Annotated in this window: 24 protein-coding genes and 1 tRNA gene; 16 read left to right on the plus strand and 9 right to left on the minus strand. The window is 64.8% G+C overall.

Annotation, left to right across the window (positions count from 1 at the left end; genetic code table 11):
- Window positions 1–42: 42 nt before the first annotated feature.
- The gene (locus GWG67_RS29140) at window positions 43–834 is read left to right on the plus strand and encodes an enoyl-CoA hydratase (RefSeq protein WP_275172763.1); all 792 of its coding nucleotides are present in this window, start codon (window positions 43–45) and stop codon (window positions 832–834) included.
- A 2-nt stretch (window positions 835–836) separates the two neighbouring features.
- Complete coding sequence (locus tag GWG67_RS29145; RefSeq protein WP_275172764.1) at window positions 837–1589, plus strand: hypothetical protein; 753 nt, start codon at window positions 837–839, stop codon at window positions 1587–1589.
- 175 nt (window positions 1590–1764) lie between these two features.
- Here the strand turns inward: GWG67_RS29145 and GWG67_RS29150 are convergent, their stop codons facing one another.
- Genes GWG67_RS29150 through GWG67_RS29160 form a run of 3 tightly spaced genes read right to left on the minus strand, consistent with a single transcriptional unit; the run spans window position 1765 to window position 4841 of the window.
- Window positions 1765–2583 carry an enoyl-CoA hydratase/isomerase family protein gene (locus tag GWG67_RS29150; protein ID WP_275172765.1) on the minus strand — a complete coding sequence of 273 codons (819 nt, stop codon included), beginning with the start codon at window positions 2581–2583 and terminating at the stop codon, window positions 1765–1767.
- A 15-nt stretch (window positions 2584–2598) separates the two neighbouring features.
- Window positions 2599–3759 (minus strand): acyl-CoA dehydrogenase family protein, encoded by a 1161-nt coding sequence (locus GWG67_RS29155; RefSeq protein ID WP_275172766.1) that lies wholly within the window; start codon window positions 3757–3759, stop codon window positions 2599–2601.
- Window positions 3760–3776: 17 nt separating this feature from the next.
- Window positions 3777–4841, minus strand: coding sequence for an acyl-CoA dehydrogenase family protein (locus GWG67_RS29160; RefSeq protein ID WP_275172767.1), 1065 nt, complete (start codon window positions 4839–4841; stop codon window positions 3777–3779).
- 236 nt (window positions 4842–5077) lie between these two features.
- On the opposite strand from GWG67_RS29160, the gene GWG67_RS29165 reads away from it, so the two are divergent.
- On the plus strand, window positions 5078–5863 hold the full coding sequence (locus GWG67_RS29165) for an SDR family NAD(P)-dependent oxidoreductase (RefSeq protein ID WP_275172768.1): 786 nt from the start codon (window positions 5078–5080) through the stop codon (window positions 5861–5863).
- A 143-nt stretch (window positions 5864–6006) separates the two neighbouring features.
- Here GWG67_RS29165 and GWG67_RS29170 read toward each other — a convergent pair whose 3' ends face one another.
- Complete coding sequence (locus GWG67_RS29170; RefSeq protein ID WP_275172769.1) at window positions 6007–6279, minus strand: GlsB/YeaQ/YmgE family stress response membrane protein; 273 nt, start codon at window positions 6277–6279, stop codon at window positions 6007–6009.
- 31 nt (window positions 6280–6310) lie between these two features.
- Window positions 6311–6886 carry a YidB family protein gene (locus GWG67_RS29175; protein WP_275172770.1) on the minus strand — a complete coding sequence of 192 codons (576 nt, stop codon included), beginning with the start codon at window positions 6884–6886 and terminating at the stop codon, window positions 6311–6313.
- A 157-nt stretch (window positions 6887–7043) separates the two neighbouring features.
- Between GWG67_RS29175 and GWG67_RS29180 the strand changes: the two genes are divergently transcribed.
- Window positions 7044–8045 carry a 2-dehydropantoate 2-reductase gene (locus GWG67_RS29180; protein WP_275172771.1) on the plus strand — a complete coding sequence of 334 codons (1002 nt, stop codon included), beginning with the start codon at window positions 7044–7046 and terminating at the stop codon, window positions 8043–8045.
- A gap of 35 nt (window positions 8046–8080) precedes the next feature.
- Window positions 8081–8296 (plus strand): hypothetical protein, encoded by a 216-nt coding sequence (locus GWG67_RS29185; protein WP_275172772.1) that lies wholly within the window; start codon window positions 8081–8083, stop codon window positions 8294–8296.
- Window positions 8297–8505: 209 nt separating this feature from the next.
- Here the strand turns inward: GWG67_RS29185 and GWG67_RS29190 are convergent, their stop codons facing one another.
- Entirely contained in the window at window positions 8506–9138 is a 633-nt protein-coding gene (locus tag GWG67_RS29190; RefSeq protein ID WP_275172773.1) for a hypothetical protein, read from the minus strand.
- A gap of 208 nt (window positions 9139–9346) precedes the next feature.
- On the opposite strand from GWG67_RS29190, the gene GWG67_RS29195 reads away from it, so the two are divergent.
- The 8 genes from GWG67_RS29195 (at window position 9347) to GWG67_RS29230 (ending at window position 16388) form a co-directional block, all read left to right on the plus strand.
- A complete protein-coding gene (locus GWG67_RS29195) occupies window positions 9347–10864 on the plus strand; it encodes an AMP-binding protein (protein ID WP_275172774.1) in 1518 nt (505 codons plus the stop codon).
- Window positions 10865–10890: 26 nt separating this feature from the next.
- Window positions 10891–11529, plus strand: a complete 639-nt coding sequence (locus GWG67_RS29200; RefSeq protein ID WP_275172775.1) for an RraA family protein — start codon at window positions 10891–10893, stop codon at window positions 11527–11529.
- A gap of 137 nt (window positions 11530–11666) precedes the next feature.
- Window positions 11667–12590 carry a hypothetical protein gene (locus GWG67_RS29205; RefSeq protein WP_275172776.1) on the plus strand — a complete coding sequence of 308 codons (924 nt, stop codon included), beginning with the start codon at window positions 11667–11669 and terminating at the stop codon, window positions 12588–12590.
- Window positions 12591–12609: 19 nt separating this feature from the next.
- Complete coding sequence (locus GWG67_RS29210; RefSeq protein ID WP_275172777.1) at window positions 12610–12981, plus strand: cupin domain-containing protein; 372 nt, start codon at window positions 12610–12612, stop codon at window positions 12979–12981.
- Between the two features lie 46 nt (window positions 12982–13027).
- Entirely contained in the window at window positions 13028–13984 is a 957-nt protein-coding gene (locus GWG67_RS29215) for a tripartite tricarboxylate transporter substrate-binding protein (protein ID WP_275172778.1), read from the plus strand.
- 97 nt (window positions 13985–14081) lie between these two features.
- Window positions 14082–14158, plus strand: a tRNA-Arg gene (locus GWG67_RS29220).
- A gap of 118 nt (window positions 14159–14276) precedes the next feature.
- Window positions 14277–14999: a DUF2569 family protein gene (locus GWG67_RS29225; RefSeq protein ID WP_275172779.1), complete on the plus strand. Its 723-nt coding sequence runs from the start codon at window positions 14277–14279 to the stop codon at window positions 14997–14999.
- A gap of 249 nt (window positions 15000–15248) precedes the next feature.
- Window positions 15249–16388 carry an amidohydrolase/deacetylase family metallohydrolase gene (locus GWG67_RS29230; RefSeq protein WP_275172805.1) on the plus strand — a complete coding sequence of 380 codons (1140 nt, stop codon included), beginning with the start codon at window positions 15249–15251 and terminating at the stop codon, window positions 16386–16388.
- A gap of 40 nt (window positions 16389–16428) precedes the next feature.
- Here GWG67_RS29230 and GWG67_RS29235 read toward each other — a convergent pair whose 3' ends face one another.
- The gene (locus tag GWG67_RS29235; protein ID WP_275172780.1) at window positions 16429–17574 is read right to left on the minus strand and encodes an acyl-CoA dehydrogenase family protein; all 1146 of its coding nucleotides are present in this window, start codon (window positions 17572–17574) and stop codon (window positions 16429–16431) included.
- Between the two features lie 126 nt (window positions 17575–17700).
- On the opposite strand from GWG67_RS29235, the gene GWG67_RS29240 reads away from it, so the two are divergent.
- Entirely contained in the window at window positions 17701–18378 is a 678-nt protein-coding gene (locus GWG67_RS29240) for an alpha/beta family hydrolase (RefSeq protein WP_275172781.1), read from the plus strand.
- A gap of 4 nt (window positions 18379–18382) precedes the next feature.
- Here the strand turns inward: GWG67_RS29240 and GWG67_RS29245 are convergent, their stop codons facing one another.
- Window positions 18383–19357, minus strand: coding sequence for a ketopantoate reductase family protein (locus GWG67_RS29245; RefSeq protein WP_275172782.1), 975 nt, complete (start codon window positions 19355–19357; stop codon window positions 18383–18385).
- Window positions 19358–19511: 154 nt separating this feature from the next.
- Here GWG67_RS29245 and GWG67_RS29250 point away from each other — a divergent pair, with 154 nt between their 5' ends.
- The gene (locus tag GWG67_RS29250) at window positions 19512–20315 is read left to right on the plus strand and encodes an enoyl-CoA hydratase-related protein (protein ID WP_275172783.1); all 804 of its coding nucleotides are present in this window, start codon (window positions 19512–19514) and stop codon (window positions 20313–20315) included.
- 117 nt (window positions 20316–20432) lie between these two features.
- Here GWG67_RS29250 and GWG67_RS29255 read toward each other — a convergent pair whose 3' ends face one another.
- Window positions 20433–21317: a LysR family transcriptional regulator gene (locus tag GWG67_RS29255; protein ID WP_275172784.1), complete on the minus strand. Its 885-nt coding sequence runs from the start codon at window positions 21315–21317 to the stop codon at window positions 20433–20435.
- 111 nt (window positions 21318–21428) lie between these two features.
- Between GWG67_RS29255 and GWG67_RS29260 the strand changes: the two genes are divergently transcribed.
- On the plus strand, window positions 21429–22793 hold the full coding sequence (locus tag GWG67_RS29260) for an FAD-dependent oxidoreductase (protein ID WP_275172785.1): 1365 nt from the start codon (window positions 21429–21431) through the stop codon (window positions 22791–22793).
- Window positions 22794–22805: the final 12 nt, after the last annotated feature.

Genomic DNA, 22805 nt, shown 5'->3' on the forward strand with positions numbered 1-22805 from the left:
CGGAACGACGGAGATACAAAACAACAACAAGGGAGACGCCCCATGAGTAACGACATGGTCCTGCAAAAGCTCGAAGGCGGGCTGCTCACCATCACCATGAACCGGCCCGAGCGGAAGAACGCGCTCAACCCGGACATGGTCGCCGGGCTGGTCGTGGCGGCGCGGCGCGCGGCGGATGATCCGGAGGTGCGCGCGGTCTTGTTCAAGGGCGCGGGTGGCAGCTTCTGCGTCGGCGGCGACGTCAAGTCGATGGCGGAGGGCCGGGCGCCGCTGCCGTTCGAGGTGAAGATGGCGAACCTGCGCCGCGGCATGGAGGTGTCGCGCATCCTGCACCAGATGCCGAAGCCTGTGGTGGCACAGCTCGACGGCGCGGCGGCCGGCGCGGGTCTGTCGATGGCGCTGTCGTGTGACCTCCGCGTCGCCTCCGAATCCTGCAAGATCACCACCGCCTTCGCAAAAGTCGGCTTCTCCGGCGATTACGGCGGCACCTATTTTCTCACCCAACTGCTCGGTAGCGCGCGGGCGCGCGAGCTCTATCTGACCTCGCCGGTGCTTTCCGCGAAGGAAGCGCATGCGATCGGCATGGTGACGAAGGTCGTCCCCGACGCCGAGATCGACGCGGCCGCGCACGAGTTCGCGCTGTCGCTGGCGCAGGGGCCGTCGATCGCGCTCGGCTTCATCAAGCGCAACATCAACAATGCCGAGCATCTGGCGCTGGAGGATTGCTTCGATGGCGAGGCGATCCACCATACCCGCTGCAGCGATACCGAGGATCACAAGGAGGCCGCAAAGGCGTTCGTCGAGAAGCGCAAGCCGACCTTCAAAGGCGCATGACAATGGCGCCCTATATGCGGTTGCGACAGATCTGCCTGGTCGCGCCGCAGCTCGCGCCCGTGATCACTGACATCGCTGATATCATGGGCCTCGCTGTCTGCTACCGCGACGGCAACGTCGCGAAATACGGCCTGGAGAACGCGCTGCTGCCGGTCGACACGATCATGCTGGAGGTGGTTGCGCCGTTCAAGGACGGCACCACCGCCGGCCGCTTCATCGAGAAGAGCGGCGGGCGCGGCGGCTACATGGCGATCTTCTGCTGCAACGATCCCGACGAGCGCGGTCGCAATGCCAACGCGCTCGGCGTGCGCACCGCCAACGTCATCGACCACGCGCCCTATCACGGCGTGCAGCTCCATCCCCGCGACTGCCGCGGCGCCTTCATCGAGTTCAACCACACCGAAGGCAGCGACGACATTTTAGGGCCTTATCCGCCGGCGGGGCCGGACTGGCAGAAATTCATCCGCAAGGACGTGACGCAGGCGTTGACGAGCGTGGAAATGCAGAGCCCGGACCCGAAAGGGCTGGCCGAGCATTGGGGCAAGCTCATCGGCGTTGCGCCGAGTGGCGATGCTGAACTGGCGCTGCCCAACGCGACCTTCCGTTTCGTGAAGGGCGCCAGCGAAATCATGAGCGCGCTGGAGTTTCGGGTGGCGGATACGGCGCGCGTGTTGCACGCCGCCAGGGCAAAGGGTCTTGCGGTCGCGGGCGATGAGTTCCTGCTGGGCGGGGTGACGTTCCGGCTTGTTGCTTGATCGCTTGGTGGGGCGGAAGTAGTTGTCACAATCAACGCCATCGTCCCGGCCTAGTGCGCAATTGCGCACGGCGGCCGGGACCCATACTGCGTGATCTATCGAGGGAGCACGGTGTTCGTACCGAAGAACGACTAAGAGTCTTCGCCAAACATCTCCCTCCGGCCAAAGTTGAAAGCTACCGCCCCCTAAAATTCGCCGTCCGCCGTTCTTCCGTTGCCTTCACGCCTTCCTTGAAGTCTTCCGTCGCGCGCAGCCGGGTCTGCTCCTCGAGCTCGTGATTGGTCGCGGCCATGACGCGGTCGGCCAACCCGGCGCGCATCGTGGCGCGGGTGGAGACCAGGCCGAGCGGCGAGCATTCGGCGATCTCGCTGGCGAGCTTCAGGGCGGCCGCCTTGACCTGGTCCTGCGGCACGAGTTCGTTGGCGAGGCCCCATTTGAAGGCCTCTTCGCCGGTGACGCGGCGGCTGGTGTAGAACATCAGCTCGGCGTTGTTCTTGCCGATCAGCTCGGGCAGCGTCACGGTCAGGCCGAACCCGGGATGGAAGCCGAGCTTGGTAAAGTTTGCGGAGAAGCGCGCTTCGGGGCAGGTGACCCGGAAGTCCGCCGAGACCGCGAGGCCCAGTCCGCCGCCGATGGCGGCGCCCTGCACGGCGGCGACGATCGGCTTCTTGGCGCGGAAGATGCGCACGGCCTGGATGTAGAGGTGATTGATCGCCCCGAGGCTGTCAGCCGGATCGCCCTTGGCCGTCTTGTCGGCTTCGCGCGCCTCTTGGGCCTGGCGGGCCGGGTCTTGGAAGTTGGCACCGGCGCAGAATGCCTTGCCTTGCGCCGACAGCACCGAGGCGCGAATCTCGATGTCGCGGTCGAACTCGTCGAGCGCATCCGCGATCTGGTTGATCAGCGAAATGTCGAAGAAGTTGAGCGGCGGGCGGCGGATCTCGATGGTGCCGACGTGACCAATTTTTTCGACGCCGATATCTTTGTAAGTGCTCATGATGTCCTCGAATGATTAGCGCAAGCCAAGCCCGCGGGCGATGATGCCGCGCAGCACCTCGGTGGTGCCGCCCTGGATCGTGAGTTTCGGCGCGGTCTTGATGGCGAAGTCGAGCTGCCGCTCCAGCGTCTCGCGATTGGTCGCGGTCTCCTCGACGAAGGCGGCGAGATCGCGCACGCGGTGCGGAAGCTGCTGCTCCCACACCGTGCCGATGTCCTTGACGATGGAGGCTTCGACGACCGGCTCCTTGCCAGCCTGCAGCATGCCCGCGACCGAGACCGACATGCGCCGCATGGTGTGGAGCTGCGCCACCAGCCGGCCGATCCCTTCGGCACTGCGGGTGTCTGGATTGGGGCCAACGGCGCGAACCAGCTCGGTCAGCACGTAATAGGTCTCGAGAAAGCGCTCGGGGCCCGAACGTTCATAAGCGAGCTCGCTGGTCGCCTGCTTCCAGGCGCCGTCGACTTCGCCGAGCACGTGATCGTCGGGCACGAAGAAATCGGTGAAGACGACCTCGTTGAACTCGTACTGGCCGGTGATCTGGCCGATCGGGTTCACCTGGATGCCCGGCTGCTTCATCTTGACCAGGAACTGGGTCAGGCCGTGACGGCGGTTCTCCTTGGTCGGCTGCGACGTCCGGAAGATCGCGATCATGTAGTCGGCGATATGCGCCGACGAGGTCCAGATCTTGGTGCCGTTGATGAGATAGCCGCCGTCGGCCTTGGTCGCGCGGGTCTTCGCGGCGAACAGGTCCGAGCCGGAGTTCGGCTCGCTCATGCCGATCGCGAAGCAGATCTCGCCGCGGCAGATACGCGGTAGGATGTCCATCTTGATGTGCTCGGGCGCGTACTTGATCAGCACCGGTCCGCTCTGGCGGTCGGCGACGAAGAACCGCCGCGTCGGCGCGTTGGCGACGCGCATCTCCTCCGTCACCACGTAACGTTCGAGGAACGAGCGCTCCTGGCCGCCATATTTCTTCGGCCATGTCATGCCGAGCCAACCCTTGGCGCCGACCCGGCGGGAAAATTCCGGCGCGTCGGTGTCTTCGCGGTTGGGCTTGTGCGGATCGAAGGTGCCGGCGGCGATTTCCTCCGCGAGGAAGGCGCGCACTTCCTTGCGCAGTTGCTCGCATTTCTCGGGCAGGCGGATCGGATCGAAACGGAGGGCAGCGGTCATTGTTGTCTCGTCCCTGATCAGCGCGAAGCCACGAGCGGCCACAATTCGTCGGCGCCGCGGTTTGCAACCAGCTTGCCGAGCTCGACGGCCCAGTGGCTTTCCGAACCGAAATCGTCGCGCCAGGCCAGCGCCCGCAGCGAATAGCGGTGCAGGATGTGCTCCAGGGTGAAGCCGATCGCGCCATGGACCTGGTGCGCGATGGCGCCGCCCTTTTCCGCGGCTTCCGCGCAGCGGATCTTTGCGGAGGCGGCTTCGAGATAGACCTCGTCATTGAACGACTTTGCGTTGGCGATGGCATCGGCCGCAGAGGTAGCCGCGGCAAGCGCAGCAGCCGACTCGCCGGCGAGGCGAGCGAGATTGTGCTGCACGGCCTGGAATTTGGAGATCTTCTTCTCGAAGGCGACGCGCTCGTTGGAATAGCGCACGGAGATGTCGAGCATCGATTCCAGCGCGCCCGCGATCTGAAGGCTGCGCGCGACACCGCCCATCAGCATCATTGTGGTCTGGTCAAAGCCACTCGGGGCGGACCTGATGGTGAGGGGCTGGACCTTGTCGAGCGTGACGGTGTCGCTGTGGTCGTAGCCGACATTGAGCCCGGTTTCGATCCGACCCTTGCTCGCATCGACCAGCGCGATCGAGGCGCCGTCCTTGCCGTGGGCCAGCACTGCAAAGTGCTTTGCGGCCTTCGCAAAGGGCACGCCGCGGGCGCGGCCGGAGAGCGCGCCGTCGGCGTCGCGGGTGATGCGATCCTTGGGCGAAGCCGGCAGCACCGTCATCTCGCCCTCGGGGGATGCGATCTTCGCCTGCGCCAGCAGCCAGCCTGCCAGCATGGTTTCGGCCAGGGGAACCGCGACTGCGAAACGGCCGGCGGCGTTCAGCAGCGCAAAGCCGTCGGCGAGGCTCGCGCCGGAGCCGCCGAGATCGTCGGGCACCCACGACAACGGCAAGCCGGCCTCGCTCAGCGCCTGCCATAGCGGCGCCTGCCACGTATCCTTCTTGTCGTTGTTGACGGTCTGCGGATCGGCGAGATCGGCGAAGATTTTCTCCGCGGTCTCGACGACGATATTGTCACTCTCCGCCACAGCGTTCCCCGTGTTTTGCCATTGGCGCGTCCGGCCCCGTGGGCGGGCGCGCAGGTTCTTCTTGCGCCCGATGATCCAAAAAAGCCATGCCCCTGACAAGCGCTGATCGCAGGTCAACCTGCGGCGCGGGCATGGGCGATGAGCTAATTCCGCTTAGCGGAGTTTGCTCGATTTGCAGGGCGCGGCAAACTCGCTAAACAGAACGTCGACAGTCAATCAAGGGGAAGGAAATTCGGATGGCAAAGGACAGTTTGTGCGCAATCGTGACGGGGTCCGCCTCCGGCCTGGGTGCTGCGACCGCGGAAATTCTCGCACGGAGCGGGGCCCGGCTCGTCATCAACTATTCCTCGAGCCAGAAGGAAGCGGAGGCGACCGCGGAGCTGTGCCGCAAGGCGGGCTCACCGGAAGTTCTGGTCGCGCAGGGCGACGTCTCGAAGGATGACGATGGCCGCAAGATCGTTGCGGCAGCCAGCAGCTGGGGCCGGCTCGACATGCTCGTCAACAATGCCGGCACCACCAAGCATGTCGCCCATGCCGATCTCGACGGATTGTCGGCGGAGGATTTCCAGCGCCTGTACGGTGTCAACACCATCGGCCCGTTCCAGATGGTGCGCGCGGCGCGCAGCCTGCTGGAGGCCGGCGCCAAGGCCTCTGGGCGGCCGTCCGCCGTGGTCAACATCTCCTCGGTCGCCGGCATCAGCGGCGTCGGATCGTCGATTGCGTACGCCGCGAGCAAGGGCGCGCTCAACACCATGACGCTGTCGCTGTCGCGCGCGCTGGCGCCGCTGATCCGCGTCAACACGGTATGTCCGGGCTATATCGACACCCCCTGGTTCACCAAGGGCCGCGGCGAGGCTGGCGCCAAGCAGGTGCGCGACAGCGTCGTGGCCAAGGTGCCGCTGAAGGTCGCGTCATCGGCGGAAGACATCGCGCAGCTCGTCTGCTTCCTGGCGATGCCGGCCTCCAGCAACATGACCGGCGAGGTCGTGCGCATGGATGCGGGCATGCATTTGGTGACGTGAGGTCGCCAAACTCTCTCCACGTCATGGCCGGGCTTGACCCGGCCATCCACGCGTTCCCGCGCGGATCAAAAGACGTGGATGCCCGGGTCAAGCCCGGGCATGACGATGAGGTGGCGGTGTGCCGCTTTCGACGCTTTGAAGCGTCACCCCTTGATCACGCCGCTCGCCACCAGACGGTGCCAGATGAACAGCACCACCACGGCGCCGATGGTGGCCATGATGAATCCCGCGCCCTGATCGGGACTGTAGTGCCCGATGGCCTGGCCGATGAAGGTCGCGAGAAATGCGCCGGCGATGCCGAGGATGGTGGTGAGGATGAAGCCGCTCGGATTGTTCGGTCCCGGCGCCAGCCAACGCGCGATGAAGCCGGCGACGAAGCCGACGACGATGATCCACAACAAACCGCCCATGCTCATGACAGTGCTTCCCTCGCTTTGACTAACTGAATCAGACTCTGCCCGCGATCTCTTGCTCGGTCGGCAGCCGTCCGTCCGGCGTCAGATGGTCAACCACCTGCGGCAGATACTGGCTGAGGCCCGAGAGCAACTCGTCACGCGACAGGCCGCTCTGGGCGGACAGGCTCTCGATCTGGTCGGCGCCGAGCGCATTGGCGAGATCGCCTGGTGCGATCGCCTTGTTCTCGCCCTTGCCGACCCAGGTACTGGCTGCGTCGCCATGACCGCTCTGCTGGAGCTGGTTGAGGAGATCGCCGAGCCCGCCGCTGAGCACGCTACCGGCCGCGCCGCCCGCGAGCAGGCCGCCAAGGCCACCCTTCAACAGGTCACCGAGGCCGCCGCCAGCGCCCGCATTCACCGGCGGGGGGAGATGCGTCGGCGTCGGGGACGGCTGCGGCGCGCTGCCGCTCTGGTTGCCGCTCAAATGCTTGAATGCCTTCCAGGCGAGCAGGCCAAGGAGCGCCATGGTCATGGGCGACATGCCGCCGCTGGATGAGGATTGTGAACTCGGCGTGCTTGGGCCGCGCGGGCCGTTCTGCATGCCGTTGAGGACGTCGAGCAAACCCATGGCGTTCTCCTTTGGCGCTTTCTTGCCGTAACAAGCCCCGCTCGAAAACATATGAGGCTGTCATGACGGTTACAAGGCGATTGCGCCGCAACTGCGGGAATGGGCAGCAGGCACAGCCTCTGCTATCGAGGGCAGATCGTTGAGGGGGCAAGCCAAGGTGGTTACGGATCGACCGATCGTGGTGGCCGGCGCAGGCGCCATCGGATGTTTCGTCGGCGGCACCCTGGCCGCTGCCGGCCGCCGCGTCGCGCTCCTGGTGCGGCCGCGGGTGAAGGCCGAGATCGAGCGGTTCGGCTTGCATCTGACCGCTTTCGAAGGCTCAGAGAAGAAGCTCAGCGCGGGGCAACTCGCGCTGTCGGAAGATCCCGCGATCTTCCACAGCGCCGGCATCGTGCTGGTCACAGTGAAGAGCGCCGACACGGTCGGTGTCGCGGATCAGATTGCGCAGCATGCGCCGCACGACGCCGTCATCGTCTCGCTGCAAAACGGCGTCGGCAATGTCGCGGTGCTGCGCGAGCGCCTCGGCGACCGCCGCGTGCTTGCCGGCATGGTGCCCTTCAACGTGGTCGGGATGGGCGAGGGCCGCTTCCACCGCTCGACCTCCGGCGACATTCATGTTGGCCAAGATGATACGAACACGGCCGCCGCACTGTCGGTGCCGGGGCTCGCCATGCGCGCGAGCCGCGACATCACCGGCGTGCAATGGGGCAAGCTGATCATCAATTTGAACAACGCACTCAGCGCCTTGTCCGACATGCCGCTCGCCGCGCAATTGGCGAACCGCGACTGGCGAAGGCTGTTCGCCGACCAGATGGCGGAGGGGCTAGCGGCGATGAGAGCCGCCGGCATCACACCGGTCTCGGCGACGCCGATCCCGTCGTCCTGGACGCCGACCTTGCTGAGACTGCCGGATCCGATTTTCAACCTGATCCTGGGAAGGATCATGAAGATCGATCCCCAGGCGCGTTCCTCGATGTGGCAGGATTTGAAGCAGGGCCGCAAGACCGAGATCGACTATCTCCAGGGTGCGATCATCGCGCTCGCCGAACAAAACAATGTCGACGTGCCGCTGTCGCGCCGCATTGTTGCGCTGATCAACGAGGCTGAGGCCGCGGGCAAGGGCCCGCCGCGGCTGACGCCGCAGCAGATTCGCGGGTAACGCATGAGTTCAGGCTGGGCGAGCGGAGACGTGCGATGAAACGTGGTTTGACGATCGGGGTCGCGCTGTCTTTGCTCTGCGTTGCGTCCTCGGTCGCGGAGGCCCGGCCGCCGACGGTCATGAACTCTCCCGGCTATGACAGGCGATTGCAGGAGAGCAGGTCGCAATTAGGTAGTTCACCGACAACAACGGCCCCGGCGACCGCGCCGGTAGCTCAACCGAAGCGCAGCAAGAAGAAGCCTCCGAACTGAGGTGCAGGCGGCGCCACATCCTCCGCCGTCGTCCCGGACAAGCGCGCCCGAAGCGCGCGCCGATCCGGGACCCATAACCACAGGGAGTTGTTGTGCGAAGACTCGCGGTTACGAGTCTCGTGCCAAACTACTTCCTGTGGTTATGGGTCCCGGCCTTCGCCGGGACGACGGCGGAGGGTGTAGCTCTGCCGGAATGACACCAAAGAAGCTCAGCCCTTCTTCGCGGGCTTGCTCGGCGTCTGGCTGAACAGCTTCTTGATGTCGTTCAATCCATCCGACAGCCGCGGCCATTCGCAGGAGAACGAGCCCTTGGTGCAGGGCGCGCCCTTCGGCCGCGGCCGCGCGTCGCCGATGGCGGCCTGTTGGACCTTGGGCCGCTCGACCGGCACCGGCACGCGCTCGACCTCGGTTCGCAACGCGACCCGCTGAAGCTGCTGCACCTGTTGTTCCTGCTGCTCGCGCTGCTGGCGCGCGGTGGCCTGCGCGGCTTCATTGCTGCGGCGCTGATTGGCGAGATAGGCGGTGTAGGCTTCGTCGATCTTCTTCTGCTCCTCCGGCGTCGGATTGGGGCCGGCGATGTCGAAGGTGCGGTCCTGGAGGAAGTCGTAATAGGAATACCCGCCGCCTGCCTTGCGCCGGCCGGCGAATTTGGCGTTGCAGTCGGCAAGCGCAGCCGTCTTCTCGGACTTGGTCGTGGCTTTCTCGGCGGCATCGGCGCAAGCCTCGAAGTCAACAGGCGCGCGCTTCCACCATTGTGCCTGGGCATGCGACGGCGCCAGCAGGAAAAATCCTGCTGCGGCAACGACAAGCGCCGCACGACGCCATGCAACTAAGTTCGACATTCTACGAGAGCATTCCTTGCAAAACTCAACCCGAACTGAGTCAGGCTGATTTTTGCCCCTTTATGGCCGGCTTGTCACCCATGGAACTCGGGAATTTCATGGCTGCGATGCTGACATTTTTTGCTTGACGTGGCGCGGGAGTCACAGCGTCACTTCATCCTGCGCTCGCCTCGTCGGCGACGCCAAGAAAACGAAGTGGAAACGCCTGATGCTGCTGCCCCTGTCCGACGTGCCGCGCTGGTACGCCGAGCGCAAACCGCAAGGCACGATCGCCGTCCGTCACGGGCAGGATACGCTGACATGGGACGCGCTCGAACGCGGCGCCAACCGGCGCGCGCGGGCATTTGCGGCCAAGGGCGTCAAGCCCGGCGACTTCGTCGCGATCGGTTTGCCCAATGGCAATGCGTTCTTCGAGACTTCCTTTGCGGTGTGGAAATGCGGGGCGACGCCGACCTCGCTGTCATGGCGGCTGCCGCGCGGCGAAGCCGCCGCGGTGCTCGACATCCTGAAGCCGGCGCTGGTGGTCGGCGGCGAAGCCGACTGGAACGCACCGAACCGTCTGCCCGCGGATTTCGTGCCGGAAGGATTTTCGGACGAGCCGCTCACCGCGCCGGTGGCGCGTTATTGGAAGGCGATGACCAGCGGCGGTTCGACCGGCCGCCCGAAGGTGATCCTCGATCACCAGCCGGCAGTGATCGACACGGTCGCTGCGCCGCCGCTCAACATTCCCTTCGGGGTCTCGCTGCTCAATCCCGGTCCGCTCTATCACAACGCGCCGTTCATCGTGTCGCATTACGCGCTGTTCACCGGCGGCCAGCTCACCGGCCTCGTCAAGTTCGACGCCGAGGAGGCGCTGCGGCAAATTGCACGCGAGCGCGTGCAATGGGTCAATTTCGTGCCCACCATGATGCACCGGATCTGGGCGCTGCCGGAGCACGTCCGCAACGCCTATGATGTGTCGAGCCTGCAGACCGTCTTCCACATGGCCGCTCCGATGCCACCCTGGCTGAAGGAGAACTGGATCGCCTGGCTCGGGCCCGAGCGGATCTGGGAGCTCTATGGCGGCACCGAGAGACAAGGCTCCTGCATCATCTCCGGCACGGAATGGCTGACGCACAAGGGCTCGGTCGGCAAGATCGGCGAGATGGCGCGCTTGCGCATCATCGGCGAGGACGGCAACGACGTCGCGCCGGGCGAGAGCGGCGAGATCTATTTCCTCAACAATGACGGCAAGGATGCCACCTATCACTATCTCGGCGCCGAGCCGAAGCGCCGCGCCGACGGCTGGGAATCGCTCGGCGATATCGGCAGGCTGGATGCGGACGGCTACCTTTATCTGGGTGACCGCCTCGCCGACATGGTGCTGCGCGGCGGCGCCAACATCTATCCCGCCGAGGTCGAAGCTGCCGTCTCCGCCTGTCCGGGCGTGCGCTCCTGCGTGGTGGTGGGATTGCCTGATCCGGAATTGGGCCAGCGCGTGCACGCCATCATCGAGCCGGAGGGCGATGCGGACGGCCAGGCCATCGCCGACGGCATGGCGGATTTCCTGAAAGACCGGCTCAGCCGCTACAAGCATCCTGAGAGCTTCGAGCTCGTCACTGCCCCGCCGCGCGACGATTCCGGTAAAGTTCGCCGCACCCTGTTGCGCGACGAGCGCGCGGCGTGGATGAAGGAGGGGCGCGCCTTCCGGATTTTGCCCGCGAAGGCGCGGGCGCACGCCGATTAAGAGAATTCACGGGAAGGACTGAGATTATGACCATCACCATCGCTGCGAACGCTGTGCCGAAGCCGCCGGCCGAGATCATCGAGGGCTTTCGCGGTGCGCCGACCTCGGTCATTTCGGACAATCTCGGCCGGCTGCCGGGCGCCGTGGGACTCAAGCCCTATCATCGCGGCGCCAAGCTGGTGGGCACGGCCTTCACGGTCCGCACTCGTCCCGGCGACAATCTCGCCATCCACCGCGCGCTCGAGCTGGTGGGCCCCGGCGACGTCATCGTGGTCGATGGCGGCGGCGATGAGACCCGCGCGCTCGTCGGCGAGATCATGAAGAACATCGCGCAGTGGCGCAAAGCCGAAGGCTACGTCATCGACGGCGCGATCCGCGACGTAGCGGCGTTCGCGGCCGATGATTTTCCATGTTATGCCCGCGCAGTGATCCACCGCGGCCCCTACAAGAACGGCCCCGGCGAGATCAACGTGCCTGTGACCATCGGCGGCAGCGTGATCTCGCCCGGCGACATCGTCGTCGGCGACGAGGACGGCGTAGTGTCGTTTGCCGCCGCAGGCGCTGCAGCGCTGCTGGACGCCGTGCGCGCCCAGGTCGCGCGCGAGGAGGAGACGCTGAAGGCGATCCGTGAGGGCCGTTATCAGGGCTCCTATGGCAAATCCTGAACAGCGCGAGGCTTAGGTCAAAGCAATGGTCGAATCGATCGCACGTCGACGTTGGCCATTGCCTCTTTCGAAAGTGATTTCACAACTTTGTTTCGGTCAGACTTCCTTCGTGCTTTTTGCTGCTGGGGATACTTCAAGTGACGAGGAATTACGCGATCGTCCTGCCTAGCTTCTTCGTTCTGTTGGTCTCTGGAAGCAACGAGGTTGGTTCGCAGAACATGCCGCCTTTTGGCTCCGGCCGCGGGGCAGCGCCCATTTTCAATCGCGATCGCGTCACTGATAGTCATCTGGCAGTCAAGGCCGCTTCGACGGATACAGAGCGACGACTAACTGAAGGGGTTTACGCAAAAGCCAACGGTCTCCCTCCAGGTGAGGTGGAAAAGCGCTTTGCGGCAAGTGGAGTCCTGCGATGTCCTGGTGGAGATAGCAGCGCTCAAGTGACTGGTGCGCGCGACGTGATTACCACGGCGGCTCACGCATTTCGGGACCTTTGCAAACCCCATACGTCACCTGACAAATGTATATTCGAGTACTATCTCGGAGCCGAGAGGCGTGCCATTCCTTTGTCAGCGACCCTATGGATGGGCACATGCGTTGAGAGTGCGCCCAAGGCGATTGTCAGCGACTGGGCAGTCGCAAAGCTCGTGTCTGCCGCGGAAGTGACGCCTTACGAGATCAATGAACGAACTGAAAGTGTGGTCGAGCTGGAGCGTGTCCTGGCGGTTGTCGGTTACGACATCGAAGCCACGGGAAAAAGGGACAGGTACGGCCCCTTCAACAAGACGATTCAGGAGTGCCAGATACGCGACGTAAGGGACTGGTCGATATTCGAAACGAGCTGCGAGTTCACAGTAGGGGCATCAGGTAGCGCTTTGTTTCGTCTGTTGGACGGTCGAACGACTCTGTTCGGCGTCCTCAATGGAGACTATCACGACAAAGAATATTGCCCACGAGGCAGCTGCGAGTTCAAGAGCCGGCATTGGTCGAGCGTGTATGTTACCGTGAAGGGTGAGTTCAAGGACCGCCTTCTGGCCGCCGTGAGCCAGTCTGCTGCAAAATAAAGCGTAAAGGGAGGATGGCGTGAGCCAGAAGGACGAATTCCATAATCTCGACGATACCGCCGACGGGCTGTTTCGCGAGCTCGCGGCAGGAGTGACCACGCGCATCTTCTCCGGCGAGCACGCCATGCTGTCGGTGGTGACGCTGGCGCCGCATGCGCAGGGCACGCTGCATCATCATCCCGAGGAGCAATGGGGCGTGTTGCTCGACGGCTCCGCCATCCGCGTCCAGGGCGATGAGGAGATTGCGGTGAAGAAGGGCGACTTCTGGCGGACGCCGGGTAATGTGCCGCACACCATGCGCGCCGGGCCCGACGGCGCCCGCGTGCTGGACATCTTCAGTCCGCCGCGGCCAGAATACAGAAAAGCGGGATCCGGTTTCGGAACGACTTAAAGCGCCAAGAGCAAAAGCAGAGCGCGAGAAAACAGGGAGGGATAACATGACGATCACACGACGCACGCTGCTGGCAGCGCCGGCTATTCTCGCAATGACGCCGGCGTTGGCGCAGGCTTCAAAAATCACGCTGGTGGTGCCGTTTCCGCCGGGCGGATCGACCGATGCGATGGCGCGGCTGCTCCAGAGCCATCTGCAGGCCAAGCTCAACCGCATCGTCATTGTCGAGAACAAGTCGGGCGCGGCCGGCGCGCTGGGCGCGGCGCAGGTCGCCAAGAGCCCGCCTGATGGCTCGACGTTCCTGGTCACCTTCGATTCCCACGCGGTGATCCCCTCCATCCTCGACAAGCCGCCCGTCGATGTCGAGCGCGAGCTGATGCCGGTGTTGCTGGTCGGCACCGCGCCATATGTGATCGCGGCCGGTGCGGGCCGTCCCTACAAGAGCTTCGCCGACGTGGTGGCTGCCTGCAAGGTGACGCCCGGCGCGGTGAAATATGCCTCCGTCGGCATCGGCACGCTCGGCCATCTCGCCATGACCGTGCTCGGCAACAAGGCGGGCGTCGAGATCATGCACGTGCCCTATCGCGGCGGCGGCCCCGCGATGAACGACGTGCTCGGCGGCCATGTCGATCTGATCGCGGGATCGGCGGCCCTGGTCGCAGCCCAGCTCGGCACCAACATGCTGCGTCCGATCCTGCAGCTCGGCCGCGAGCGGCTGCCCGGCCTGCCGGATACGCCGACCGCGATCGAGGCGGGCTTCCCGGATTTCGAGACGCTGGCCTGGTGGGGCATCTTCGCGCCCACGGGCACGCCGCCGGACATCGTCGCAGGCCTCGCGACGGCGTCCAAGGAGATCCTGAGCGAGCCCGCCACCGCCGCCCAGCTCAAGGAGACGCAGCAGATGACGCTGCTGCTCGAGGACGCTCCCGCCTTCAAGACCTTCTTCGACAAGCAGGTCGCCACTTGGGGCAAGGTGGTGAAGGACAACAATATCCGGGCGTGAGATGACCGGCAGCCCTCCGCATTGAGCAATGCGGAGGGCTTCCGATCCCGCCTCCGCTTTGATATGAAGCCCCGGTAACCCGCTCTGCGGGTTCCGCGGTCCCGTAGCTCAGCCGGATAGAGCGACGGTTTCCTAAACCGTAGGTCGGAAGTTCGAGTCTTCCCGGGATCGCCAGTTTTTCAGTGAGCTAAGCGCCGCGACGGCCAGCGGTGCTGGTAGCCCCTCCAATTGCTTTCTATCGTGACGTGTGCCGATCGCCGGCTAGTATACGGCGGGTGCAGGGGGCGTTCGCATGGCGGATTCGTGGTTCTACGCGGAAGGTGGGCAGAAACGCGGTCCGATGCCGATATCGGAGCTCCTTCCGCTACTGGCTCGCATCGCAGATTCACCGCGCGTGCTGGTCCGGCGGGAGGGCTGGGAGAGCTGGAAGCCGGTCGCGGAGGTGCGTGAGATCACGGAGCACCTCTTTCGAACGCAGTCGTCGATGCCGGCACTGCCGCCGGTCGACGCCACGCGGGAGCCGTCCGTTCCCGCAGAAGACGCTGCTGCCTTCAAGGACGTCCAACCCGAGATGACCGGTATCAGCGGTTGGCTCGCGCTACTCGCGTTCGGCCAAGTGATGGGCATTCTGCGCCTGATCTTCAACGTCGGACAATACGTGCAGTCGATCACCGACGAAATCTGGACTTACTTTCCGACGGTGATCTGGAGCGAAATGCTGATAAATGCCGCCATGATAGGCTTCTCGATCTGGACAACGGTGCTCCTGTTCAGACACTCCCACAGATTTCCCGCCTTTTTCATCGTGCAAATGATCTGCGCTGTGCTGATGCCGCTCGTCGATCTCTTCTGCGTCGCATCGGTTTTTTCCGCCGCGCTGAACCGACCTTTCAGCGATTTTTTCATCATTGAAATGCGACAGATCGGACAAACGGTTGTCGGTGTGATGAGTGCCGCGGTTTGGATAACGTACGTGCTTCGCTCCCGCAGAGTCGCGAATACGTTCACGAAATAAGCCGCGTTTGTGGTCCGCGTTGCGTGGGGCCTGATCCCGACCGCGATGCTGAGCTCGATGTTCGGCCGCATGATGCCGGATGCATTGGAGCGGCTGAAGGATCAGGCGCCGCGCGCGGATCGCAAGTCCAACGGGCACGGACCGCGGCCGATTTGCTTCGGCGGCGCGAAAATTGCTACAGGGGTGACCAGGCTGGAACTCTGCCTTCCTGGTTTGTTTCCCGCCTCGCTGCCATATCCGGAGACGATGATGCCCTTCGACTTGATCCTGCGCGGCGGCCGTGTGGTCGATCCGTCCCAGAAGCTCGATGCCGTGACCGATGTCGCCTTTGCGGGCGGCAAGGTCGCCGCGATCGGCGCCGGGCTCAAGGCTGATCCGGGCACTGACGTGCGCGACGTCTCGCAGTTCATCGTGACGCCGGGATTGATCGATCTCCACACCCATGTCTATTGGGGCGGCACGTCGCTCGGCATCGATGCCGAGGAATTCTGCCGCCTCTCCGGCGTCACCACCGCGGTCGATACCGGCAGCGCGGGGCCTGGCAATTTCGCGGGCTTCCGCAAGCATGTGATCGAGCCGAGCCAGGTCCGCATTCTTGCTTATCTGCACGTCTCGCATGCCGGCATCTTCGGCTTCTCGCACCGGATCATGGTCGGCGAGAGCGAGGAGCTGCGGCTGATGAATCCGATCGAGGCGGCCAAGGTGGCCGACGCCAACCGCGACCTCATTGTCGGCATCAAGGTGCGCGTGGGCTTGCACTCCTCGGGCACGTCGGGCGTCGTGCCGCTCGACATCGCGCTCGAGGTTGCGAACGAAGTCGGCATGCCCCTGATGGCGCATATCGACCATCCGCCGCCGAGCTACGAGGAGGTGCTGGCGCGCCTGCGCCCCGGCGACGTGCTAACCCATGCGTTCCGTCCCTTCCCCAACACGCCCGCGACCGCGCAGGGCACGGTGAAGCGGGCGGTGCTCGACGCCCGCGAGCGCGGCGTGCTGTTCGACATCGGCCACGGCAAGGGCTCGTTCGCGTTCAAGACCGCGCGTGCGATGCTCGCCAACGGCTTCTATCCGGACACCATCTCGTCCGACATTCATCAACTGTGCATCGACGGCCCGGCCTTCGACCAGGTGACGACCCTGTCGAAATTCCTGTGCATGGGCATGCCGCTGTCCGACGTCATCGCAACCTCGACCGTCAACGCCGCGATAGCGCTGCGGCGCCCCGAACTCGGCAGCCTCAAGCCGGGCAGCGTGGGCGACGCCACGCTGATCTCGGTGAGGGAAGGCCAGTTCGACTATGAGGACGTCGTCGGCGAGCACCTGATCGGCGATCGCAAGATCGTCTCCGAGGGCGTCGTGATCGGCGGCCGCTGGTGGCATCCGAATTGAGCGGCAGGCCGCTCACGCCGACCTGATTACAGCGGCTTGATTACAGCGACCTCGCGATCAACAGCTTCATGATCTCGTTCGTGCCGCCATAGATCTTCTGGATGCGGGAATCAATGAAGATGCGCGAGATCGGATATTCCTGCATGTAGCCGTAGCCGCCGAACAGCTGGAGGCATTCGTCGGCGGTCTCGACCTGCTTCTCCGAGCACCAATATTTCGCCATCGATGCCGTGACGGTGTCCAGGTCCTTGGCGACCAGCCGCTCGATGCACCAGTCGACGAAGACGCGCGCGATCATCGCTTCGGTCTTGCGCTCGGCGAGCTTGAAGGCGGTGTTCTGGAAATCCATCAGCGGTTTGCCGAACGCCTTCCGCTCCTTGGTGTAGTCGACGGTGAGCTTTATCGCGCGCTCCATCGCGGCGACCGCGCCGACCGCGAGCGCGAGGCGCTCCTGCGGCAGTTGCTGCATCAGCTGCACGAAGCCCTGGCCTTCCTCGCCGCCGAGCAAATTTTCCGGCGGGACCGGGACGTTGTCGAAGAACAGCTCGGACGTGTCGGAGGCATGCAGGCCGATCTTGTCGAGGTTGCGCCCGCGCTTGTAGCCGTCGGCGCCCGCGGTCTCGACCACGATCAGTGAAATGCCCTTGGCGCCGACATCGCCAGTGCGTGCGACCACGATGACGAGATCGGCGGCCTGGCCGTTGGTGATGAAAGTCTTTTGTCCGTTGATGACGTAGGAATTGCCCTGCTTCCTGGCGGTGGTCTTGACGGCCTGCAAATCCGAGCCGGTGCCGGGCTCGGTCATGGCGATGGCGCCGACCATCTCGCCCGAGGCCATCTTCGGCAGCCAGCGCTTCCTCTGCTCCTCGGAGCCGTAATTGAGGATGTAGTGCGCGACGATGGCGCTGTGGACGGAAACGCCGGTCGTCAGCTCCGGCACCGTGCTTTCGAGGTCATCGAGCACGGCGGCATCATAGGCGAAGGTCGCGCCCAGCCCGCCATATTCCTCCGGCACGCTCGCCAGCAGCGCGCCCATCTCGCCGAGCCCGCGCCAGGCAAAGCGGTCGACCATCTTCTGCTCGCGCCATTTTTCGGCATGCGGGGCCAGATCCTTGGCAAGATACTTCCGGAACTGGTCGCGGAAGATTTCGAGCTCTTCGGTCATCCAGGAGGAACGGTAGGACATGGTCACCTCGGTCAATGCGGCGTTCCGGCTTGGTAGGCCAGGGTTTGGCGGCAATTATTGTGTTTTCAGGCTGCGCCGGTGACGCTACCAAGGCGGCCGGAGCAGCGTCTATCGGGATCGTTGATTGTGGCTGTCAAAACTCAAGAGCTCAAGCTCGACATCGCGCGCATCGGCACGGTCTCGGCGATCCTGACGCAGCCGGGCAATGCGCGCGCCTGCTACGTTCTGGCCCATGGTGCCGGTGCAGGGATGCGGCACGCATCGATGGACAAGATTGCGGAGGGGCTCGCTGCTCGCGGCATCGCCACCTTCCGCTTCAATTTTCCCTACATGGAAAACAAGCAGGGCCGTCCCGACCCGCCGGCGGTCGCCCACGCCACGATCCGCGCGGCAGTCGAGGAAGCCGCGCGGCTCTGCCCCGGTGTGATGCTCGTTGCGGGCGGAAAATCCTTCGGCGGGCGCATGACGTCGCAGGCGCAGTCGAAGACTCCGCTGCCTGATGTCAAAGGGCTCGCGTTCCTCGGTTTTCCCCTGCACGCCGACAAGAAGCCGTCGACGGAGCGCGCCGAGCACCTGGCCCATGTCGAGATCCCGATGCTGTTCCTGCAAGGTACCCGCGACGGGCTCGCCGATCTCGGCCTCCTCAAGCCGGTCATCGCCGCTCTTGGCCCGAAGGCGACGCTGCACGAGGTCGAAGGCGGCGATCACTCCTTCGCGGTGCTGAAGAAGTCCGGTCGCAGCAATGAAGAGGCGCTTGCGGAGGTACTTGATGTGCTCGCGGCCTGGATCGACAAACTCGCCTGAAATCTCACGCCGAATATAGCCCTTTGTCGCGCGCCTTCTGGATCGCGAGGGCGGCAATGAGATCGAGGGTCGGCGTCGACAGGCCGGCGGTGCGCGCGAAGGCTTGGGGCGCCTTCACCAGGACGTCGATCTCCATGGCGCGGCCGAGCTCGTAATCCTGCAGCAGCGACGGCTTGTGATTGGGGGCGGGACCACTGCGGCTCACGCGTTTGACCTCGGGGATGAAATGCTGGGCGATCTCGTTGGCCTCGTTCAGCATCCGCGGAATGACGTCCGCAAAGGCGGGGTCATCGCGCACGCCGCGCGCGGTCTGGCCGGTGAGCAGGCACAGCACCGACAATGACATGTTGGTCAGCAGCTTTGACCAGATCGCCTCGCGGATCTCGGCGACCGGCGGCGATTCCAGCCGCGCGTCGGTGAAAACACCGCGCAGCGTCGTGATGCGCTCGCAATTGCGATCGTCGCATTCGCCGATCAGCAGGCGGTTGCGGTCGGGCGTCAGGTTCTGCACCACGCCGGGCGCGATCACCTCGTTGGAGGAGAAGACCACGCCGCCGACGATCCGTTCCTTCGGGATGCAGGCGCGCAAGCGCCCGCCCGGGTCGAGGAAGGAGATGTCGGGTGGGGTCGGGTGTCGCGGCGGCAGGCCGATCCCGTACCACCAGGGAATGCCGTTCTGCGCGAACACGATGGCGGTGTCGTCCTGCAGCAGTGGCTTGAGACTGGAGACCAGCCCGGTCAACGCGGTTGCCTTCAAGGTGCTGATCACGACGTCCTGGGGGCCGAGCTGGGCTGGATCGCCGGAGGCGTTCACCTTGGCGGAGACCTCGGAATCGCCGACGCGCAGCTTGAGGCCGTTGGCGCGGACCGCCTCCAGATGGGCGCCGCGCATCACGCACGAGACCTCGTGGCCGGCGCGGGCCAGCCTAACCGCAATATGGCTGCCGACGGCGCCCGCGCCGAAAATGCAGATGCGCATGTGATGTCTGTCCCTGATCCCTTGATGCCGCCCCGCGGCAGCATGACACAAGCCGCCATGCGATGGACGCGGCCGCCCTACGCTCGAAAGATATGGATCAGGGCGCGGAGCCTCGGTCATAGTGCGCGCCAAACAAACGAGCGGAGGAACACCGATGACCGACAGCCCCGTCCTGTGGACCCTGGATGCGCGTGGGGTTGCGACCGTCACGTTGAACCGGCCGGAGGTCAACAACGCCTATGACGGCGCGTTGATCGCGGGCGTGCTCGCGGCCATGGACGATCTCGGCAGCAAGCCCAACCTGCGCGTCGTGGTGCTCAAGGGCAACGGCAAGCATTTCCAGGCCGGCGCCGATCTCAAATGGATCAACGGCGTGCGGCCACAATCGACTGATGCGAACGAGGCGGCGTCGCGGGCGACGTTCGAGGCCGTGCAGCGGCTCAACACGCTGCCCATTCCGACGGTCGCGCTGGTGCAGGGCGGCTGCTTTGGCGGCGGCACCGGCGTGATCGCGGCCTGCGACGTCGTCATTGCCGCCGACAACGCCCTGTTCTCGATCACCGAAGTGCGCTGGGGCCTGACGGCGGCCATCATCATCCCGCAGCTCTGCGATGCCATCGGTGTACGGCAAGTCCGCCGCTACGCGCTGACAGGTGAACGTTTCGGCGCCGAGGACGCCCGTCGCATCGGCCTCGTCCACGAGGTGGTGCCGCTCGCCGATCTCGACGTCGCAGGCAGCAGGGTGGTCGAGCAGTTGCTCGCCAACGGACCTGAAGCGATGGCCGAGACCAAGCGACTGGCGCTGGAGAGCTCGTTCGGCGGAATGGGCGTCGATGACGCTGCCTACACGCGGCTCGTCCGCCTGCATTCGGTCAAGCGCCAAAGCGCGGAAGCCGCGGAGGGGCTGGCGTCGTTCGCGGAGAAGCGCGGGGCCACTTGGGCAGGTGCTAAAAGCTGAACGCGAGTAGCCCGGATGGAGCGAAGCGCAATCCGGGAACGGACCAACCGAACCTCCCGATTGCGCCGCGTGGCACGAACCCGGACTACGCTTGCGCTCCATCCGGGCTACGGGCCTTTACAGCGACGCCGCGAGTGATCTTTTCAGCAGTGTGAGCAGCGCCTGCACCGCGGCCGCATTGCGTCGCCGCTCGGGGATCGCGGCCTTCACCCACAATTCCGGAATCGGAAAGTCGCGCAGCACCGGCTTGAGCGTGCCGTCGCGCAAGGCATCGGCGACGAGATAATGCGAGATCAAAGCAATGCCGTTGCCGGCGATGGCGCTGCGCGCCAGCACATGTCCCTCGTTGGAGGAGAGCAGCGGGCTGACCTGGATGCTGATGCGGCCGCGCGGGCCGTCAAAGATCCATTCCGGTCCCGTCGGCAGGAAGCTGAGGCAGCGATGCTCGACGAGGTCGCGCGGATGTTTCGGCGTGCCGTGTTTCTTCAGATAAGCGGGTGAAGCGCAGAGCAATCGCTTCAACGCGCAGAGCGGCTCGTCGACCACGCCGCCGAAGGAATGCGGGAAGGCGCCGATGGCGATGTCAAAGCCTTCGGCCACGGGATCGACGGGGCGGTCGATCAGCACGATCTCGAGCTTGAGCCGCGGGTTCTGCGTTTGGAACGCGCTGAAGGCGTCCGCAAGCCGCGCCACCGTCAGCGAGGTCGGCGCCTTGATGCGCAGGTGATCGACGAGATCATGGCCCTTCTCGCCCATGCGCGAGAGCAGGTCGGTGGCGTCGGTGACGACGCCGCGGGCGCGATGCACGTAGCGCTGGCCGGCTTCCGTCAGCCGCAATTGCCGCGTCGAGCGGTGAAACAGCGGCGTGCCGATGCGTGCCTCCAATTGCGTCACGCGCTTGGCCACGACCGAGGTCGAGACATTGAGTTTTCGCGCGGCGGCGGAGAAGCCCGCCGCATCCGCGGTGGCGAGGAAGGCCTGGAGGTTCACGAGGACGTCCATGTCGACCTTTCTCGATTCGTGAAAGCTGATCGCATATTTTGGTGGATTGTAGCTCGGCGCGCGTTAATTCATAGTCCGGTCCAAGCAAGAGATTTGGGAGCAGGACGCGCCATGCAGGCCACCACGATCGAAGAACCGGCGCGCCAGGTGCCGCTCTACGGCGAATATGAAGTCGTCGTGCTCGGCGGCGGACCGGCCGGCATCGTGGCGGCGGCCTCAAGCGCGCGCGCTGGGCGGAAGACGCTTCTGATCGAGCGCTACGGCTTCCTTGGCGGCATGGGGACCGCTGCCGGCGTCACTAATTTCTGCGGCCTGCACGGGAATGTGTACGGCGAGGCCCACCGGCTGGTGCAGGGCATGGCGTCCGAGCTGCTGGCGCGGATCGACCATTTGAACGGCCTCAACGCGCCGCATCTCATTCTCGGCAAGGTCTTTGCCCAGGCCTACGACACCGCCGCCTACAAGATCGCGGCCGACCAACTGCTCGCCAGTCACAAGGTGCACATCCTTTTCCACGCGCTTGGTGCCGGCGTCGTGATGGGCGATAACAGCCGCATCGATGCGCTGATGGTCGAGACCAAGGCCGGCCGGCAGGCGGTGCGATCGGAGATTTTCATCGATTGCTCCGGCGACGGTGATCTTGCGGTCTGGGCCGGCGTGCCGTTCGAATTCGGCGACGAGCACGGCCATCCGATGTATCCCTCGATGATGCTCCGTCTCAACGGCATCGATCCGGCGAAGGCGGGCGAGGCCTGGCGCACCATCCCGCAATTGATGGAGCAAGCCATCGCCGCCGGCACCCACACATTCCCGCGCAAGAGCGCGATCGTGCGGCCGCAGAAATCCGGCATCGAATGGCGCGTGAACTTCACGCAAGTGGCGCGCGAGGACGGCCATGCCATCAACGGCATCGAGCCTGACGACCTCACCCGCGGCGAGATCGAGGGTCGCAAGCAGGCGCTCGCCGCGTTCGAATTCCTGCGCACCGTGCCGGGCTTTGAAAAGTCCTACATCGTCGACCTGCCGCCGCAGCTCGGCATCCGCGAGACCCGCCGCATCACGGGCGGCTACCAGCTCAGCGGCGAGGACGTGCTCGGCTGCGCCTCGTTCGAGGATTCCATCGGGGTCAATGGCTGGCCGATCGAGGCCCATGTCCCCGGCGACGTCGTGTTCACCTTCCCCCCGATCCCGGAATCGCGCGGCTATAACGAGCTGCCTTACCGCATGTTGGTGCCCGAAGGCGTCGACAATCTGCTGGTCGCGGGCCGCTGCGCCTCGATGACCCATGAGGGCCAGTCGGCGGCCCGGGTCTCCGGTGCCTGTTTCGTGATGGGGGAGGCGGCAGGTTCCGCCGCCGCGCTGGCGCTCTCCGGAAACCGCATTCCACGCGATATCCCCATTGAAAAATTGCAGGAAACGTTGAAACAACAGGGCGCCTTCATCGGACGGGACCAGCCCGTGCCCGAGGGCCTGTAACGACTGCATGAT

Source organism: Bradyrhizobium sp. CSS354, assembly GCF_029051725.1.
GTDB lineage: Bacteria > Pseudomonadota > Alphaproteobacteria > Rhizobiales > Xanthobacteraceae > Bradyrhizobium.

What these genes read in the sequence shown, in the direction of transcription:
- GWG67_RS29140 (WP_275172763.1), top strand. Translation starts at nt 43, where the DNA reads ATGAGTAACGACATGGTCCTGCAAAAGCTCGAAGGCGGGCTGCTCACC.
- GWG67_RS29250 (WP_275172783.1), top strand. Translation starts at nt 19,512, where the DNA reads ATGACCGACAGCCCCGTCCTGTGGACCCTGGATGCGCGTGGGGTTGCG.
- GWG67_RS29190 (WP_275172773.1), bottom strand. Translation starts at nt 9,138, where the DNA reads ATGTCGAACTTAGTTGCATGGCGTCGTGCGGCGCTTGTCGTTGCCGCA.
- GWG67_RS29195 (WP_275172774.1), top strand. Translation starts at nt 9,347, where the DNA reads ATGCTGCTGCCCCTGTCCGACGTGCCGCGCTGGTACGCCGAGCGCAAA.
- GWG67_RS29165 (WP_275172768.1), top strand. Translation starts at nt 5,078, where the DNA reads ATGGCAAAGGACAGTTTGTGCGCAATCGTGACGGGGTCCGCCTCCGGC.
- GWG67_RS29170 (WP_275172769.1), bottom strand. Translation starts at nt 6,279, where the DNA reads ATGAGCATGGGCGGTTTGTTGTGGATCATCGTCGTCGGCTTCGTCGCC.
- GWG67_RS29185 (WP_275172772.1), top strand. Translation starts at nt 8,081, where the DNA reads ATGAAACGTGGTTTGACGATCGGGGTCGCGCTGTCTTTGCTCTGCGTT.
- GWG67_RS29200 (WP_275172775.1), top strand. Translation starts at nt 10,891, where the DNA reads ATGACCATCACCATCGCTGCGAACGCTGTGCCGAAGCCGCCGGCCGAG.
- GWG67_RS29260 (WP_275172785.1), top strand. Translation starts at nt 21,429, where the DNA reads ATGCAGGCCACCACGATCGAAGAACCGGCGCGCCAGGTGCCGCTCTAC.
- GWG67_RS29245 (WP_275172782.1), bottom strand. Translation starts at nt 19,357, where the DNA reads ATGCGCATCTGCATTTTCGGCGCGGGCGCCGTCGGCAGCCATATTGCG.
- GWG67_RS29150 (WP_275172765.1), bottom strand. Translation starts at nt 2,583, where the DNA reads ATGAGCACTTACAAAGATATCGGCGTCGAAAAAATTGGTCACGTCGGC.
- GWG67_RS29155 (WP_275172766.1), bottom strand. Translation starts at nt 3,759, where the DNA reads ATGACCGCTGCCCTCCGTTTCGATCCGATCCGCCTGCCCGAGAAATGC.
- GWG67_RS29235 (WP_275172780.1), bottom strand. Translation starts at nt 17,574, where the DNA reads ATGTCCTACCGTTCCTCCTGGATGACCGAAGAGCTCGAAATCTTCCGC.
- GWG67_RS29215 (WP_275172778.1), top strand. Translation starts at nt 13,028, where the DNA reads ATGACGATCACACGACGCACGCTGCTGGCAGCGCCGGCTATTCTCGCA.
- GWG67_RS29230 (WP_275172805.1), top strand. Translation starts at nt 15,249, where the DNA reads ATGCCCTTCGACTTGATCCTGCGCGGCGGCCGTGTGGTCGATCCGTCC.
- GWG67_RS29145 (WP_275172764.1), top strand. Translation starts at nt 837, where the DNA reads ATGGCGCCCTATATGCGGTTGCGACAGATCTGCCTGGTCGCGCCGCAG.
- GWG67_RS29175 (WP_275172770.1), bottom strand. Translation starts at nt 6,886, where the DNA reads ATGGGTTTGCTCGACGTCCTCAACGGCATGCAGAACGGCCCGCGCGGC.
- GWG67_RS29255 (WP_275172784.1), bottom strand. Translation starts at nt 21,317, where the DNA reads ATGGACGTCCTCGTGAACCTCCAGGCCTTCCTCGCCACCGCGGATGCG.
- GWG67_RS29225 (WP_275172779.1), top strand. Translation starts at nt 14,277, where the DNA reads ATGGCGGATTCGTGGTTCTACGCGGAAGGTGGGCAGAAACGCGGTCCG.